The organism is Synechococcus sp. OH20, from assembly GCF_047502685.1.
In the GTDB taxonomy this organism is placed as follows: Bacteria; Cyanobacteriota; Cyanobacteriia; order Thermostichales; family Thermostichaceae; genus Thermostichus.
On record NZ_JANSIQ010000037.1, the window covers coordinates 154,791 to 172,242 of the forward strand.

Consider the following 17,452-nt stretch of genomic DNA (forward strand, 5'->3'; position numbering starts at 1 on the left):
CTAGCAAGGCGGGTCTAGACCCCCACCGGCAGGGGAGCAGGGCTGCGGCGCGGGATCGCGTAGGTCATCCGATCCCGGGCCAGGATTGTGTTGGGAAAAATCGCTTGAGCTTCCGCCAGCAAGTCTTCTAGGGTGATGGGAGCTTCGGGGGTGTAGCGGGGACTGAAGTGGGTGAGGATGAGGGTCTGGGCCTTGGCTTCGGCGGCCACCCGCGCAGCCATGGCGGCAGTGGAGTGCTTGGCGCGCTGGGCCAGTTCGCGATCCGCTTCGGCGTAGGTGGCCTCGTGGATGACCAGGTCAGCAGCACGGGAGAGATCGACGGCGTTGCGGCAGAAGATGGTGTCGGTGCAGTAGGAGAGCTTGCGCCCTGGGATGGGATCCCCCACATAATCTCGCCCGTGGAAGTGGCGGCCCTGCCAGAAGATGGATTGCCCGGCCTTGAGTTGGCCGTAGAGGGGGCCAGGTGGGATCCCGTCTGCCTGGGCCTTGGCCACGTCGAAAGTGCCTGGCCGATCCTGTTCCACCACGCGGTAGCCGAAGGCGGGCACTCGGTGATCCAGGGGCGCGCAAAAAACCCAATATTCTGGATCCTGAAGAATGAGACCTGTTTCTACGGTGTGAACCCGGAAGGAATAGGGGATCCGCGTCTCGCTGTAGCGCAGCACCGCCTTCAGGTACTCTTCCAGGCCGGGGGGGCCGTAGATGTCGATGTGTTGGGGGGTACTGCCCAGGCCACAGGAGGCCAACAGCCCCGGCAGGCCGTAGATGTGATCCCCGTGCATGTGGGTGATGAAAATGCGGCGCAACTGGCTGGGGCGCAGCTCGTCTAGCCGCAACAGTTGGTGTTGGGTGCCCTCGCCACAATCAAACAGCCACCATTCCGACCGCTGCGGAAACTGCACCGCCACGCCAGAGACATTGCGCTGGCGGGTGGGCATGCCGGAGCTGGTGCCCAAGAAGGTAACACGAATGGCGTTGGGATCCGTCACAAGGGCAGAACGGTAAAGTTGAAGGAATGGGATCCCTAGCTTATCAACTGTTCCTGCCGCGCGCAGGGAAAAGACGGCCCAAAACCCTTGTTAGGATGAAAAGTAAGTGTCAGCTTTCCCGCCATGATCACCTTGACCGAGAGCGCCATCCAAGAGCTAAAACGCCTGCGCAGCAAGTACGAGAAAGAGGGATCCCAGCCCATCCTGCGGCTGGGGGTCAAGCCCAGCGGCTGCTCTGGCCTCTCTTACGTGATGAACTTCGAGCCCCAGGCCAACCCTGATGACCATACCTTTGACTTTGGCGATATTCGGGTGGCAGTGGATCCCTTGAGCATGACTTTGATCCAGGGCCTCACCGTCGACTTTTCCGAGGATCTGTTGGGGGGCGGTTTCAAATTCAAGAACCCCAACGCGGTGGCTAGCTGTGGCTGCGGCACTTCCTTTGCCACCGCCGAAACTGCCGCTGCCGTCGGCCATTGATCACATCCTGCCGGACGACTCTAGGCTAGGCAGGCGGAGTACAAAACACGTCCACCCGTCCTCGCTGCTGACTCGAACGTGGCCCTTGAGATGCTCCACCCACTGCTTCACCAAAGCCAACCCCAGGCCGCTACCTGGCTGGGCCCAGGGATCTGCAGTGGGCACGCGGTAGAAGCGCTCGAAGAGGCGGGGCAGATGTTCCGGCTCGATCTGAGCGCTGTTGCCGATCTTAAACTCAACCCCTCCAGGGATTGGCTGAACCCCTATACGGATCGTGCCACCTGGCTGGGTAAACTTGCAGGCATTGTCCAGCAGTTCTTTGAGGATCTGGGTCAGGAGCTGCGGATGGCTGTAAAACCGCCAGGGGGAGGGGGGCAGATCCCCCACCTGCAGCGTGAGGGAGCGGGCCTGGGTGCATTGCTGCGCCGACTCGATCAAGCTGTGCCAGAGGTGGGGCAGGTCAATAGCTGCAACGGCAGAGCCCAGGTCTTTCCCTTCCAGGCCCTGCAGATCCAATAGGCGGTTGATGAGCTGGATTTCGGCCTCGCACTCCTGCAGGGCAATGTCCCGGTATTGCCGCTGCTTCTCGTTGAGGGGGATGCGGCCCAGGAGTTCCAGGGCTAGCTTGATCTTGGTCAAAGGCGTGCGCAGCTCGTGGGAGACCGTGGCCAGAAAGTGGTCTTTGAGGCGGTTGAGCTGCTCCAGATCTGCCACCTGGCAGGCCAGTTGGGCGGTGCGCTCCTGCACCTTGGCTTCCAGTTCCTGGTTAAGCTGCTGCAGACGGCGCTGGGCCTGGTTGGCTTGCAGCAAGTGGCGCAGGCGCCGCTTCAAAACCGACCAGTGGATGGGCTTGGGGATGTAGTCGCTGGCACCGGCGGCAAAGGCCTCACTGACAAAGGCTTCGTCTGCCAAAGCTGTGAGGATTAAAATCGGCATGTCGGGGTTTTGGGCGTGGAGGCGACGGCAGCACTCAAACCCATCCAGATCCGGCATCACCGCATCCAGGAGCACCATGTCCGGCTGATGGCGGCTTATGACTTCTAGACAAGCCAAGCCGCTGTCCGCTTCCACAACTTGGTAGCCTTCCCGCTCCAGGGCATAGCGAGCCAAAAGCCGCTGGCTGGGATCATCGTCGGCAATCAGCAGCAGCGGCTTTTCCTCGGCCCCAGAGGAGCCCTCTCCCTGTCGGGGGAGGAGATCTGCCACAGGATTGGCATTAAGCTTCTGCATGGGTACTGGCAACAGGAGAAGGCCCAGACGCGGCAGCCGATAACTCCAGGGTAACTCGCTGGTACTCGGCTTCCAACCGTTGCAAGGCCTGCTTCAGGGTATCCCAGTTTACAAAAGCGGGAGAGGGGTGGCGAGAGAGGTTCTCCAGCTCCTGACACATCTGAGCTAGCGACTTGGCCCCCAGGGTGCTGCTGCTGCCCTTGAGGCGGTGGGCCAGTTGGGCCACGGTTTGGGCATCTTGCCGCTCCAGAGCCTGGCGCAGGGATCCCAGCAGGGCCTGGCTGTCTTGCTGGTAGGTTTGCACCATCTCCTGCCAGTCTTCGGGGGATCCCAGCATGCTGCGTAGGCTGGCCAGGGTGTCGGGATCCAAGGCTGGCTCCGGTTTTTCTTCCGTGCAAGAAGAAGAGATTTCCTGCAAAGCGCGCTCCAGCACAGCCGGCTGCAGGGGCTTGGTCAGGTAGCCGTCGACGCCGGCGGCCTCGGCAGCAGCACGGCTTTCCAGGAAAGCATCGGCGGTGAGGGCAAGGATGCGTGGCTGGCGATCTGGGGGAAGTTCGCTGCGGATGCGGCGGGTGGCGGCCAGGCCGTCCAGCTCCGGCATGTGCAGATCCATCAAGACCAGGTCGTAGGCGCGCAGTTGCAGCGCCTGCAGAGCTTCCAGGCCGTTGGCCACGATGTCCGGCTGATAGCCCAGCCGCTCCAGCATTAGGCGGATGACTTTTTGGTTGACGGGGTTGTCCTCGGCTACCAAGATGTGCAACGGGCAGCGGCTGGCCAAAGGAAGCTGGGGTTCCAAGTTGGAAGTAACGGCAGGCACTTTTTCCTGGCAAAGCAGAGCCCGCAGTTGCGAGGCCTTGACTGGCTTGCTCAGGGCAGGAAAAGAGCCAGAACTTGCCAGAGCCGCGCTGCGGGCCACCAGCAGCAAAGGCCTCAGGGGGGGCTGCTCCTGCTGCAGAGCCTTGGCCAGGGCCAGTCCATCGCCGTCAGGCAGGCTGGTATCCACCAGGGCCAGCTCAAAAGTCTGGGCCTTGGCCAGGGCTTGGGCTTCTGCTGCAAAGCTGCAGGCCGTTACCTGCATCCCCCAGGCCTGGAGCAGGCGAGCCAGGAGCTGCCGTTGGCTGGCGTTGTCTTCCACCAACAAAACCCGCTTGCCGGCTAGAGCAGCATCGAGGGCTGGGGCTGCCAAGAGGGCCGGATCCGGAACACGCAGCGGGACACGGAAACCAAAGGTGGATCCCTGGCCCGGCTGGCTTTGCACCCAGATCTCTCCGCCCATCAGTTGACAGAGGCGCTGGCTGATGGCCAAGCCCAAGCCCGTGCCGCCGTAGCGGCGGCTAATGGAGCTGTCCACCTGGCTGAAAGGCTTGAAGAGGCGATCCTGCTTTTCCGGCGGGATGCCGATGCCGGTGTCTTGCACCTGGAAGCTCACCCACTGCTCCTGGGCCTCGACGCTTACCACCACTTCTCCCTGCGGGGTGAACTTGATGGCGTTGCTGAGGAGATTGGCCAGGATCTGGCGCAGGCGGTTGGGATCCCCCACCAGGCTGGCTGGCAAGCTGGGATCCACCCAGGCCACCAGCTCCAGATCTTTGCTCTGGGCTTGGGCGGCCATGAGATCCAAGAGCTCCTCCATGAGCTGGGGCAGGGAAAAGGGCGTTTCTTCCAGCTCCAATTTCTGAGACTCGATCTTGGAGAAATCCAAAATGTCGTTGATGAGGCTGAGCAGCACCTCGCTGCCGTAGCGGATGGTCTGCACCCAATCCCGCTGCTGCGGATCCAGGGGGGTATCCAGCAACAGGCTGGCCATGCCCATGATGGCGTTGATGGGCGTGCGGATCTCGTGGCTCATGGTGGCCAAGAATTCGCTCTTGGCGCGGTTGGCCGCCTCGGCAGCTTCCATAGCCGCCTTCATCTGCTCTTCCGTCTGCTTGGCCAGGGTGATGTCCCGCCCGGCAGCGTAGGCCAGGGATCCCGCCAGAGAGGCGCGCCACTCGATAAAGCGGTAGCTGCCGTCTTGGGTGCGGTAGCGGTTGACTAAGCCATCCAGGCGTCCTTCTTGCAGCAGCTTTTGCATCGCCTTCTGCGTGGCCAGCAGATCTTCCGGGTGCACCCATTCCCAAAAGGAGTGCTGCTGCAGCTCCTCGAGGGAACGGCCCAGAACAGTCTCCCAAGCAGGGTTGAGGCGGCGAAAATACCCCTGCTCGTCGGCAATGCAGAGCAAGTCCAAAGCTACCGAGAAGAATTGCTCCAGCTCTGCTTCGGCCTGCTTGCGGGCGGTGATATCGACGGCGGTAAACACCCAGCAAGGGATCCCGCGCAGCACCAGCGGCTGGACGAAGACGTCTTCCCAAAACTCCCGGCCATCCCGCCGTTGCCAGTGCCACTCAAAGCGGGCAGATCCCTGCTGGCGGGCCTGCTCCAGGTGAGGCTGCAGCGAGAACCCCCTTCCCTGCAGGGCCTGGCGATAGGGGGACTGCTCCAAAACGTCGAAGGCCCGCAGCTCCTCCAGGCTAGAAAATCCATAGGCGGCAAGGGCGCGCGGATTAGCCTCCAAGATCTCGCCCGTTTCGGCATGGCGAATGAGGATGGCCACGGCAGCATTTTCAAACAGGGCGCGGAACTTCTGCTCGCTCTCTTGCAGGGCTTGCTGTGCCTGCACCCGCTCCGTGATGTCGCGAATGATGAGCACCACTTCCTGCGCATTCAGAGGGGCAATGCGCACCTCCTCGTGGCGCACCTCGCCATCGATTTCCAGGCTTTGCTCGTAGCGCTGCAGGGTTTGGGTGGCCAGGGCTTGGCGAATATAGGCAAGCCGCCGCTCCGCCAGGTCTGGGGGCAGGAGTTCGTGGGGTGAGCGCCCCAGGTAAGTTTCTGGCAAGCCGTAGGGCCGCACCTCCCCCCCACAGCTCACTCCCAGGCAAACGCCCTGGCTATCGAGGTGAAAGATGAGATCCGGGATGGCCGCCAAAATAGCTCTTTGCCTTTCCTCGGCAGCTTTGAGCTCCAGCTCGGCCTGCTTGCGCTCTGTGATGTCCCGCACCAAGACGTAGAGCTTCTCGCTGCCGTGGGCAACGATACAGGCCCTGCGATACTGCCGCACCCCGCCTGGCAGCTCGATCTCGTACTCCAGGTATTCGACGCTCTGGTTGGCCAGAGCCCGCCTTCCCAGAACCTCGCATTGCTCCCTCAACGCAGCAGGCAAAATCTCCTGGAGCCGACGGCCAATGTAGTCCTCGGGGGGGCGCAGAGTGGCGAAGTAGCGGGGCGGCTTGCAGTCGAGGATGCGACCGTCGGCAGCGATCTCCAAAACCATATCCGGGATTGCCTCGTAGAGGGCGCGGTAGCGGGACTCGCTTTCCCGCAGTGCCTGCTCCCGATCGACCTGCTCTGTGATGTTGCGGCTGGTGATCAGGATCCCGTCCCCCACCGGCACCACCTGGTGGTGGAGCCAACGGGCCCGCAAGCCCGGCTGGCCGGAGATGGGAAACTCCTCTTCCAGGGGGATGCGGGTTTCCACCACCCGCTTGTATTTTTCAAAAAAGCCAGCCGTGCGGTTGATGGGCAGCAGCTCGCACAGCCTTTGGCCGAGGATCTCCTCCCGGCGGCGGGAAATCAGCTCCTCCCCCTTGGCGTTGACATCTACAAAGACAAAATCCGCAATCTCGCCGGTAAAAGGATCCCGCACCGCCTCCAAGAGATAGATGGCATCTAAGCTGGCTTCCAGCGCTGCGCGGAAACGGGCCTCTGGGCTGGAAGTTGGCAGCGATCCCTTGAAAATGAGCTTGAAAACTCTCTTAAAGAGAGGGATCCGCCGCCGGAGCCAGCCAAGCCCTAGAAGTGCTCCGAGAACCAAAACAATCCCCCCAAGCATAAAGCTGGCCCAGCCCGGCAGCATTATCTCTATCCCCAGCTCTTTTCTGGTGGCGGCTGCTTCCAGCTTATCTTCTGGTTTCCGCAGAATCGCTCAGTTAAGTTGCGGAAAAAAGCTGCCCTACCCTGCCCTGGGAAAAAGCTTTTGGCAAAGGAGGAAACCATGGAAGCTAGCCGGTTAACGGGGGCGCCAGCGGCGGTAGAGTTTTTCCAGATCTACCCAGACCATCACTACTGTGCTAAAGCCGACGCAAATGAGCAGCTCAGTGAGGGTCAGTTCTTCTGTCCCGAAAAAGTCGCGTAGGAAGGGCACATAGAGCAGGGCCAACTGCAGCAGCAAAGTGGTCAACACCGCCCCCAGCAGGTAGGGGTTGGAAAAGGGGTTGAGCTCGATGGTCAGCTTGTCATTAGAGCGAACCGCCAGCGCATGGCCCATCTGGGCAATACACAGGGTGGTGAAGACCATCGTGCGCCAGTGAACGATGTAGGCTTCCACAATCGCCATCATGAGGATCGTCGCCAAGCCAAAGACGACGCCAATGCGCACCATGTAGGCGCCGAGCCCTTGGGCAAAGATGCTTTCTTTGGGGTTGAAGGGGGGGCGCTGCATCACCCCCGGCTCCGCCGGCTCCATTGCCAAAGCCAGAGCAGGCAAGCCGTCGGTTACCAAGTTCATCCACAGGATCTGTAGGGGCGTCAGCGGCACGTCCTCTAGGCCCAGAAGGGGTGCAGCAGCCACGGTCAACACCTCGCCGATGTTGCTACCCAGGATGTATTTCACGAAGCGGCGGATGTTGCTGTAGACCACCCGCCCTTCTTCAATGGCCGCCACGATGGTGGCAAAGTTGTCGTCCAGCAGCACCATGTCGCTGGCCTCTTTGCTGACATCGGTACCGGTGATGCCCATGGCAATGCCGATATCCGCTTGGCGCAGGGCAGGGGCGTCGTTGACGCCATCGCCGGTCATGGCCACAAACTGGTTTTGCTTTTGCAGGGCCTGCACGATGCGCAGCTTGTGTTCGGGAGCCACGCGGGCGTAGACGTTGACCCTCTGCACCTTCTCCATCAGCTCCTCAAAGCTGAGCCGGGAGAGGGTGCGCCCATCAATGGCCTGGTTCTCGGAGTCGAGGATGCCCAGCTCGCGGGCAATAGCGATGGCGGTGAGTTGGTGATCGCCGGTAATCATCAGGGTGCGGATCCCGGCCTGGCGACAGCGGGCCACCGCTTCCCGCGCTTCGGGCCGCGGTGGATCGTACATGCCCACTAGGCCCAGCCACACCAGGTTGCGCTCGATCTCCTCCAGGTTCTCCGGGATCCGCTGCAACTGCTGAGTGGCCACCCCCAAAACCCGGATGCCCTGAGCTGCCAAGCGGTTGTTGGCGCCCAAAATGGCCTGGCGATCGGCTTCTGAGAGCATCTGCCAAGTTCCGCTTTTCTGGATATAGGTGCACTGCTCCAACACCAGCTCGGCGGATCCCTTAACGTAGACGCGGTAGCTGCCCTCCTCTTGCACCACCACGCTCATGCGCTTGCGTTCCGAGCTAAAAGGGATCTCCTGCACCCGCGGGTGCTGCTCTTGCAAAGAGGCCTTCTGCAGGTTGGCCTTGGCGGCAGCCACCAGCAGGGCGGCCTCGGTGGGATCCCCCAGGATCGACCAGGTGGGGGCAGCGCCGCGCTGGGCTGAGAGATTGGCTTGCAACAGGGCATCGTTGCAGAAGACCACCGCCCTGAGAAAGGCCTGCAAATCGGGGGCACGCTGGGGATCGATGGGCTGGCCGCCGCAGTAGAAGGATCCCTTGGGAATGTAACCGCTGCCGCTGACCTGGTAGTGGCGCTCGGGGGTGAGGATGTCGGTAACCACCATCTTGTTTTCGGTGAGGGTGCCGGTCTTGTCGGAGCAGATGGTGGTGACGGATCCCAGGGTCTCTACGGCCGGCAGGCGGCGGATCAAGGCGTTGCGGCGCACCATGCGCTGGGTGCCGATGGCCAAGGTAACCGTGATTACAGCCGGCAGCCCCTCCGGCACCACCGCCACGGCCATGCTGAGGGAAGTTTCCAGCAGCGCGGTGAAAGGCGCCATGCTCCCGGCCTGGAGCAGCCCCACGATCACCACCAGCGCCACCAAGGCCAGGGATCCCGACACCAGCACATTACCCAACTGGCTCATGCGCCGCTGCAGGGGAGTGGGCTCGTTTTCCACCGTCTGCAGCAGCCTGGCCACCTTGCCCAGCTCCGTGTTCATGCCGGTGGCAGTAACCAAGAGGATCCCTCGCCCCTGCAGCACCTCGGTGCCCATAAAGGCCATGTTGCGCCGCTCGCCCAGCTCTGTGTCTTCGGGGAGGACACAATCAGCCTGCTTGGTGACCGGTACCGCCTCTCCGGTCAGGGCCGCCTCTCGCACCTGTAGGTTCACCGCTTCCGCCAAGCGCCCATCGGCTGGGATCTGCACCCCCGCTTCCAGCAGCACCCGATCCCCTGGCACCAACTGGCTGGCGGGGATCTCCTGCCACAGCCCGTCCCGCTGCACCCGCACGCTGGGGGAGGCCAGCTTTTTTAGGGCCGCCAGCGCTTTTTCCGCCCGGCTTTCTTGCAAGTAGCCCAGCAGACCATTGAGGCCGACGATCAACAGAATGGCCAGAGCATCTTTGGGGAACTCGCCTTCCTGCAAGTCCAGAGTCGCTGAGATCGCCGCCACGGCGATCAGCATCAGCAGCATAACGTTGCGGAATTGGTCGAGAAAGAGCTGCCAGGCGCTGCGGCCAGAGGTGGAGATCAGCTCGTTGGGGCCGAATTCCCGCTGCCTCTGGATCACTTGCTGAGCGGTGAGGCCACGATCGGGATCGGTGTGCAACTTCTGGATGGCGGCGGCAAGGGGGAGGCTATGCCAGGCAGAAACCGAAGAAAGAGGGGATCCAGCCGGTGGGATCATCGCGACCACTCGAGGGTTCTTGCCGAATTTTGACATATTCCCCGTCCCGGCGGAGCCGCTGTTGCCGGGCAACACTGCGCAAACAGCCCCTAGACAGCCGTTTGGGTTTTTCGGTGCTCTCGCCGCTATGCAAGCCAAAAGCCGCCCCACCGGCTTGCCTCCGCGTAGGGGCAGAACGGGGCTCCAGACCCAACTTTTCGGCCACAAGAGCAAACTGCTGCTGGAGCGAACCCTGGATATCTCTAGCGCAAGATTTCAGAATCCAAAACAGGCTCTGTCTGGGTGACGCGATAGTAGCCGGCCTGGGTACGAACCGAGGCCTGGTAGGGGCTGGGCAGATCCAGCGAGCGCAGGGGTGGGATGTTGGCGCGCTGGTTGAGCAAAGTGGTGAAGAAGGCGGTGGTTCGCCGGGCCTGGGAGCGCACCACCTCTTCAGGGAAAATCACTGGATCCACATCTTTACCCCTATCTAGCAGGATCTCATCCAGGGCATCCCCCACTGGGTAGGAAGGATAGGCGATTTGGGCAAAAGCGGATCTAACCGGGAGCCCAGCAGCTAGACAACCCAGAACAATGGCTAAGGCCAGACGCATGTGCCGTGATTCCTCCTACGCTACAGCTTGTTCCTCAACACCGGAAAAAAAGCGAGATTTGGGCGTTGCCCACCAACTTTTACCCCCGGGGAGCCTACCTGTTGACCGGCAGCTAAGGCGGATTCTACTCGACATGCCTCAATTGGCAACCACTTGCAGCCCCCAACATGACAAGGGATCCCGCCGCCGACTAGGATCAAGATGCTCTGCTTGGGATCCATAAGCCTGTGAGTGTTCGCGTTCGCCTTGCCCCCAGTCCAACTGGAAATTTGCACATCGGCACCGCCCGGACGGCAGTGTTTAACTGGCTGTATGCCCGCCGCCACGGCGGCCAGTTCATCCTGCGCATTGAAGACACCGACCGCGAGCGCTCTTCCCCCCGCTACACCCGCAACATTTTGGCGGGGCTGGCCTGGCTGGGGCTGGACTGGGACGAAGGGCCCATCTACCAATCCAACCGCATCGCCCGCTACCAAGCGGTGGTGCAGCAGCTTTTGGAACGGGGGCTGGCCTACCGCTGCTACGTCAGCGAGGCGGAGCTGGAAGCAATGCGCGCCGCCCAAAAGGCCGCCGGCAAAGCCCCTCGCTACGACAACCGCCACCGCTTTCTCACCGAGGAACAGCGCCGCGACTACGAAGCCGAGGGCCGGCAGCCGGTGATCCGCTTCAAGATCGAGGAGCCCCTGGAGGTGTCCTGGATGGATCTCATCCGCGGCCCCATCACCTGGAACACCCAGGACTTGGGGGGGGATATGGTGATCGCGCGGGCGGATGGCTATCCTCTCTACAACTTGGCGGTGGTGGTGGACGACATCGACATGGGCATTACCCACGTCATCCGCGGCGAAGACCACATCGGCAACACACCCAAACAGATCTTGCTCTACCGCGCTCTGGGGCATGAACCGCCGCAATTTGCCCATTCCCCCCTCATCCTCAACCCAGAAGGGAAGAAGCTCTCCAAGCGGGATGGGGCGACCTCGGTAACAGAGTTTCAGCAAATGGGCTTTTTGCCGGAGGCCCTCAAAAACTACTTGGCTTTGCTCAGTTGGTCGCCCCCAGATGGGGAAGAGCTTTTCTTGTTGGAAAAGGCAGCTACACAGTTTGACTTCGACCGGGTCAACCGGGCCGCTGCTCGCTTCGATTGGGACAAGCTCAACTGGATCAACAGCCAGTACATCAAGCAGCTCTCGCCGGCAGAATTGGTGGAGCGGCTGACGCCCTTTTGGCAGGCGGCGGGGTTTGACCTGGGATCCGTGCCGGATCCCGGTTGGCTGGAGGATGTGGCTCGCCTCGTTGCCGAGGGCATCGACCGCCTGACCGAGGCCCCTCCCCTCAGCCGCTTTTTGTTTCAAGAGCCCCTTAGCTATACCTTGCCAGCTTTGGAACAGTTGCGCCTGCCGGGGGTGGCGGAAGCCATGGCGGCCACGGCGGCCACGTTGGCCGCTGCCGAGTTGCCCCAGCCCGTTGCCGCAGACAGCCTGAAGCCGCTGGTGGAGCAAGTAACCAAAAGTCAGGGTATGAAAAAGGGCTTGCTGATGAAAAGCTTGCGGGCCGCCCTGACAGGGGATCTGCAGGGGCCAGATTTGATGGCCTCTTTTGCGCTGCTGCAGCGGCGGGGCTGGGCTTTGGGGCGGCTGGAGGCGGTGCAGAAGTTGGTTGCCTGACTGAAGTTTTGAGTTTGCTCAAGTTTTTGATTGCTTGCTGCTATGCCTTTGCAGGCTTGTGTCGATCCAGATTCCTCGTTGTTGATCCAGCTCCAAGCTGCCAACCAAATCGTCCAGGAACTGGTGCTTCTCTCTTCCCAGGGATCCTCAGAAGCGGCAGAGCCGGAGGTGCTGGAGCAGGGCTTGCGCAGGTTGGCCCAGACCCTGGTGCAGCAGATGGTGAGCCGCTTGGGCGTGGCCTCCGCCCGCCTTTGGTTTTTCGACCCGCAGGAGGGCTGCTTTCAGTCGGTGGCCCATGCCGGCCTGGTCAGCCCTGCCCACGATCAAATTGAGCGGATCTACCCCGATGACAGCCCTATGGGACAGGTGGCCCAGCAAGGGTTGCCCCTCTTGAGCAACAACCCGGATCAAGAAGCCTGGATGCCTGCCCCGGAGTGGGTGAGGGCTAATGGCCTGCGGGGCTTTGTCGCCCACCCCATTAACCGCGGGGAGGAGCGGCTGGGCGCTTTGGCCCTGCTGAGCCGGATCCCTCTGCAGGCCAGCTTTGTGGAGGTGGTAAAGTTCCTCTGCTCCTATACGGCCAGCGCCATCATCAATGCCAAGCTGCTGGAGCGCAGCCGCCGGCAGGCGGTGCGGGAGGCGTTGCTCAACCGCATCACCAGCACTGTTCACCGCTTTTTGCAGTGGGATCAAATCGTCAGCACTGCCCTGAGGGAGCTACAACAGGCCTTTCTCCCGAAAGGCGTGCAGGGGCTGAGCCGCTGCTGTTTTTACAGCCTCAACCCGGATCAGCAGACGGTTCAGGTCACCCACGAAGCCCTGAGCCCTGGGCTAGCCCCTTGCCTACGAGAGGTGTACCGGATCCAAGACTTTGGCTCGCTGTGCGAGCGCTTGCGGGCGGGGCAGGTGGTGCAAATTGCCTTGCCTCTGCCGCCGGATGGAGATCTCCTGCCGCCGGCGGGTCTGGCTGCCTTCCAGGCGCTACAAGCTCGCTCGGCGGTGCTGATCCCGGTGCAGTCGGTGGGAGCGGAGATCGGCGGGCGGGATCCCTATAGAGGACGGCCCGGTGTGCAGGGGGGGATGATCGGGTTACTGGGGGTATACATCACTACACCCCATCCTTGGCAGCCGGAGGAGATCGACCTGTTGCGCTCGGTGGCCTATCAACTGGCGATTGCCCTGACCCGTTCCAGCTTGTTCGAGCATGCCCATCAGCAGACGGAACGGCTGGCGCTGTTGCACTCGATCACAGCGGCGATTCGCTCCAGCCTGGATCCCACCACCCTCTTCCACGCGATCACCCAGCAGATCGGGGCGGCTTTTCAGGCGGATGTGTGTATCTTGGCCCTTTGGCAGCCGGAGCAGGAGCTCCTGTGCCCCGTGGGCCTCTATGCGCCGCAGCTTAATCCGTCCGTTCTCGTGAGCTGCACGGAGTCCTCGTTGGATGCCCTGCTGATGGGATCCCCAGAACTCTCGGAGACAATTCAGGCCAGGTTGCGCTGGGCAGCCGGTCTGTTGGCCACCTTGAAGGAGCCGGTGGTGGTGCCGGATGACTTGCAGCCGCAGCGGCAGGGAAGTGGGCTGTTGTGGGTACCTTTGTATGACCATCCGCAGCGGCAGCAGGAGCTGTTGGGGGGGATTGCCCTGCTGCGCGGCTCCCGGATCCCTTCTCCTTGGCAGCCGGAGGATCTGGAGTTGGCGGAAGCCGTGGCCGAGCAGGCAGGGATCGCCCTCAAGCAGGCGCAACTGTACGAGCAGACCCGCATCTCGGCCCAGCGGGAAAGCCTGTTGCGCCAGCTCGCCCAGCGCCTCAGCGGCACCTATGATCCCCAGCAGGTGGTGCAGATTGCCCTCGAGGGTATGGCAGAGGCTTTGCAGGTGGATCGCTGCGATTTTATCGCGCCCCCTGCAACTCCGCAGCCTTCATCTGCTTCTCCCCCAGAGCCCCTGGCCATTCACCAGGAGTATCGTCGTCAGCCGGGGATCCCTTCCCAGGTGGGACAGACTCTGCCCCCTGAGCTGGGCCAGCTCATCTGGGCCAATTGCTACCGCCAGCTAGACACATTGCTGATTGCCGATGTCCACACCTTCCCGCTGCCTGCCCACACACGCCAAAGTCTGCTCCAGAACGGCATCCGCTCCCTGCTGGCTGTGCCGATAGTCACCGATGCTCGCCAGGTGGCCGGGGTGCTCTGTGCGTTCATGCCGTCGGTTGAGCCCGGCAAAACCGCCGATGCCGTCGGACTTGCTCCCGGAGACGCGGACTTGGTGAACGCGCTGGCGGACATTACGGCAGTGGCCTTGCAGCGGGCCTCCTTCTACGAGCAAGTTCGCCGTCAGGAGGCGACAGCAGCAGCTTTGCGGGGTCTAACCGAGGGGCGAGAGGCGGAAAGTCGTCGCTTGGCCGCCGATCTCCACGACCAAACCTTGGCGGATCTGGGAGCTTTATCTCGCCAGATTCAGGAGCTCTCTGGGGATCCAGCCGTTGGCCCCGCTGTCCAGACCCAGTTACAGGCCATGAGCGCCCAACTGAGGGAAACCATGGCCGAGTTGCGGGGGATCGTGGAAGATTTACAGCCGACGGCCATGCGGGCCTTTAACCTGGGCCCGGCCCTGCGCAGCCTCCTGGAACGGGCCGCCCAGCGATCCCCGCATCCCCTCCTCACCCGTTTCGACAACCAAGCCGATGGCCTGCTCTCCCGCCTCAGCCCCGCCTGCCAGAGCAACATTTTCCGCATCGTGCAGGAGGCCCTCAACAACATCGTCAAACATGCAGGGGCACGGCGCATCGATCTCATCATTCAGCCCCGGCAGGATACTCAGGCTCTCTGCACCCACTTGGAGCTGAAGATCATCGACGATGGCTGCGGTATGCCGGAATCCAAGGGTGGGGCCGATCCCATGCCTGGCCATGGACATGGGCTGCTCAACATGCGCTACCGAGCCGAGTTGATCGGGGCCGCCATTGCCTGGCGTAACCGCCGCTTCGGCAGTGGCACGGTCGTGGAGCTGCGGATTCCCTTGCCCCCGACTCCCTAATTTCGTCTCCGGCCCCGCCCATTGACAAGGTAGCGGATGCAGCATTTTCGCTCTCAACCTGTTCTATAGTCATTGAAGCCTAGGGGATCCCCGGTTATCTGACCTATCTATGGGGGGATCCGCCGGCAAGACGGAGTTTTCACGCTGCGAGGAGAAGCATCGGTGGCCTATCGTGTGACTTTGATTCCTGGGGATGGCATCGGCCCGGAAGTGACCAAGGCGATGACCACGGTTTTGGAGGCTACCGGGGTTGGGTTGGAATGGATCCCGGTAGAGGCAGGGGTGGAGGTGATCGAGAAATACGGCACCCCCTTACCGCCCCACGTATTGGAGTCGATCCGAGAGACCAAGCTGGCCATCAAAGGGCCCATCGGCACCCCCGTGGGCACCGGCTTTCGCTCGGTGAATGTGGCCATCCGCAAAGAGCTAGACCTCTACGCCAACCTGCGTCCGGCCAAGTCCATCCCGGGGATCAAAAGCCCCTTTCAAGACATTGACCTGGTGGTGGTGCGGGAAAACACCGAAGATCTCTACGCCGGGATCGAGTTTGAGCAGGGCACACCGGCAGCCATCCAAGCGCGGGAAGCCATGATGCGCCTTTCCGGCAAACCCATCCGCGAGGGATCCGCCATCGGCATCAAGCCCATCTCAGACTTCGGCAGCCGCCGCATTGTCAAGTTTGCCTTCGAATACGCCCGCCAAAACGGCCGCAAAAAGGTAACTGCCGTCCACAAAGCCAACATCATGAAGTTCACCGACGGCCTGTTTTTACAGGTGGCGCGGGAGGTTGCCCAGGAGTACCCCGACATCGAGTTTGAAGATCGCATCGTGGACAACATGTGTATGCAATTGATGCAGAAGCCGCAGCTCTACGATGTGCTGGTGCTCACCAACCTCTACGGGGACATCATCTCGGATCTGTGCGCCGGCATGATCGGCGGGCTGGGGGTGGCGCCAGGGGCCAACATCGGGGATGGCATTGCGGTTTTTGAGGCCATCCACGGCTCGGCGCCCAAGTATGCCGGCCAAAACAAGGTCAACCCCTCTGCCCTTATCCTCTCCGGGGCCATGATGCTGCGCTACCTGGGCGAGCGGGAAGCCGCCGCGAGGGTAGAAGCGGCAGTGCGGTCGGTCATTGCCGAAGGCAAATACGTCACCTATGACCTGGCGCAAGGGGATCCCGTCGGCACGCAAGAGATGGCCGAGGCCATTGCCGCTCGCGTGCAGGAGATGGCCCCCCGCGAGTCCTAGCTCCCCTCTCTCAAGGGGTGAGGGCTCAATAGCCCAAAACCGGATCCACCACCCCCAGCAAAGGTTCCCCCAGCCGAAAGCGGCGCACATTTTCCCGCACCCGCTCGGACAAGGCCGGGACAATCATGGCATCGGTAATGGCTGTGTGGGGGGTAATGAGGCAATTGGGCAAGCTCCAGAGGGGATGCCCAGCCGGCAAGGGCTCAGGATCCGTGACATCCAAGGCGGCCCCGCGAATCACCCCCTGTTGCAGAGCGGCCACCAAGTCGGGGGTCACGATGTGTTTGCCTCTTGCCACATTCACCAGCCAACACTGGGATCCCATCTGCTCCAGCTCCCGCCGGGCGATGATCCCCTCTGTTTCCGGGGTGAGGGCCAAGGCCAGGATCACCACATCCGCCCCTGCCAACACCGCCTGCCGCTCTGCCAGCGTCACCACCCGGCTGGCTCCTGGCAAGGGATCCGCCCTGCGCCGCACCACGTCAATGGAACAGCGGAAGGGCTGTAACAACTGGATCAGCGCCTGGGCAATGCCCCCCGCCCCGAAGATGACTACGCGGCTGCCCCAGAGGCTGGTGCCGGATCCCGGCTGCCAAGTCTGAGCCAAAGCGCGGATCTTCAGATCCCGCAGGCCGGCCAAGGTGAGGGCCAGGGCATGTTCGGCCACCGCCTGAGCGTACACCCCCTTACCGCAGGTCCACACATAGGCGGGATCCAAAACCCCTGCCTGGGCAAAAGGTTCCACCCCTGCCCAGGGCAACTGCACCCAGCGGATCCCCTTTCCTTCGGCAAGACACTGCTTGAGCTTGGGCACGTCAAAGGCATCTGCCCACACCAGCGCCTCCGCTTCGGCCAACGGCACCAGCTCTCCACCCCCTGCCAAAACGGCCTCTTGCAGCCAAGGACGCAGATCCCCAGGTTCGACGGCAATACGCCTGCCTTGGATGCCCATCGGAGCGCTTGAAGAAGACTTTCCCTTTGCCAGGATATCGCCGGCAGAAGGGGAAAAGCCTCAGGGGTCGGCCATCGACGGCAACTGTTAAGGGATCCCAAAGGGAGGATGGGAAGGACTGCCAGAATCGCTAGGTTGGGGACTGGTGCCCTCGGTTGTTGTTCTTTGTGCTGTCATGAGCCTTTCTGAGTTTTTAACCTTGGTGCTGCTGCTCTTTCCGGGCATTTTGCTCTCTTTAATTTTGATGGCCACCTTTGCCGCCGGCGGATAGGGGCTACCACAAGTGTCGTCGGCTGGAGGAGTAGTCATTGATCAAATAGCAAAATCAAATAGCAAAAAAACGTTTCTCTACGTTGTTATTGCTACGCAACGCTGTCGCGAACGCACCACCCTAACTCCCCTCTCCCTCAGGGAGAGGGGCCGGGGGTGAGGGCCTCAGGGAGAGGGGCCGG

The 17,452-nt window shown here is 62.0% G+C and carries 10 protein-coding genes; 4 read left to right on the forward strand and 6 right to left on the reverse strand.

All coding sequences use genetic code 11. From position 1 onward, the window contains the following. Positions 1-14: 14 nt before the first annotated feature. Positions 15-971, reverse strand: a complete 957-nt coding sequence (rnz, locus tag NW826_RS08795; RefSeq protein ID WP_414348666.1) for a ribonuclease Z — start codon at positions 969-971, stop codon at positions 15-17. Positions 972-1,112: 141 nt separating this feature from the next. On the opposite strand from rnz, the gene NW826_RS08800 reads away from it, so the two are divergent. Further along, positions 1,113-1,469, forward strand: coding sequence for a HesB/IscA family protein (locus NW826_RS08800; RefSeq protein WP_414333417.1), 357 nt, complete (start codon positions 1,113-1,115; stop codon positions 1,467-1,469). On the opposite strand, the gene NW826_RS08805 is transcribed toward NW826_RS08800, so the two are convergent. The 4 genes from NW826_RS08805 to NW826_RS08820 form a co-directional block, all read right to left on the reverse strand. Beyond that, positions 1,470-2,675, reverse strand: coding sequence for a response regulator (locus NW826_RS08805; protein ID WP_414509922.1), 1,206 nt, complete (start codon positions 2,673-2,675; stop codon positions 1,470-1,472). Positions 2,676-2,685: 10 nt separating this feature from the next. After that, positions 2,686-6,594, reverse strand: a complete 3,909-nt coding sequence (locus tag NW826_RS08810; protein WP_414509923.1) for a PAS domain S-box protein — start codon at positions 6,592-6,594, stop codon at positions 2,686-2,688. Between the two features lie 153 nt (positions 6,595-6,747). Continuing rightward, positions 6,748-9,498, reverse strand: a complete 2,751-nt coding sequence (locus tag NW826_RS08815) for a cation-translocating P-type ATPase (protein WP_414509930.1) — start codon at positions 9,496-9,498, stop codon at positions 6,748-6,750. A gap of 242 nt (positions 9,499-9,740) precedes the next feature. Continuing rightward, positions 9,741-10,091: a hypothetical protein gene (locus NW826_RS08820; RefSeq protein WP_414509924.1), complete on the reverse strand. Its 351-nt coding sequence runs from the start codon at positions 10,089-10,091 to the stop codon at positions 9,741-9,743. A gap of 227 nt (positions 10,092-10,318) precedes the next feature. On the opposite strand from NW826_RS08820, the gene gltX reads away from it, so the two are divergent. The 3 genes from gltX to NW826_RS08835 all read left to right on the forward strand — a co-directional run bounded on the left by gltX (position 10,319) and on the right by NW826_RS08835 (position 16,048). Next, positions 10,319-11,758 (forward strand): glutamate--tRNA ligase, encoded by a 1,440-nt coding sequence (gene gltX, locus NW826_RS08825; RefSeq protein WP_414509925.1) that lies wholly within the window; start codon positions 10,319-10,321, stop codon positions 11,756-11,758. Positions 11,759-11,800: 42 nt separating this feature from the next. Next, a complete protein-coding gene (locus NW826_RS08830) occupies positions 11,801-14,797 on the forward strand; it encodes a GAF domain-containing protein (protein ID WP_414509926.1) in 2,997 nt (998 codons plus the stop codon). 162 nt (positions 14,798-14,959) lie between these two features. Next, positions 14,960-16,048 carry an isocitrate/isopropylmalate dehydrogenase family protein gene (locus NW826_RS08835; RefSeq protein WP_414509927.1) on the forward strand — a complete coding sequence of 363 codons (1,089 nt, stop codon included), beginning with the start codon at positions 14,960-14,962 and terminating at the stop codon, positions 16,046-16,048. 25 nt (positions 16,049-16,073) lie between these two features. Here NW826_RS08835 and NW826_RS08840 read toward each other — a convergent pair whose 3' ends face one another. After that, the gene (locus NW826_RS08840) at positions 16,074-17,000 is read right to left on the reverse strand and encodes a D-isomer specific 2-hydroxyacid dehydrogenase family protein (RefSeq protein WP_414509928.1); all 927 of its coding nucleotides are present in this window, start codon (positions 16,998-17,000) and stop codon (positions 16,074-16,076) included. Positions 17,001-17,452: the final 452 nt, after the last annotated feature.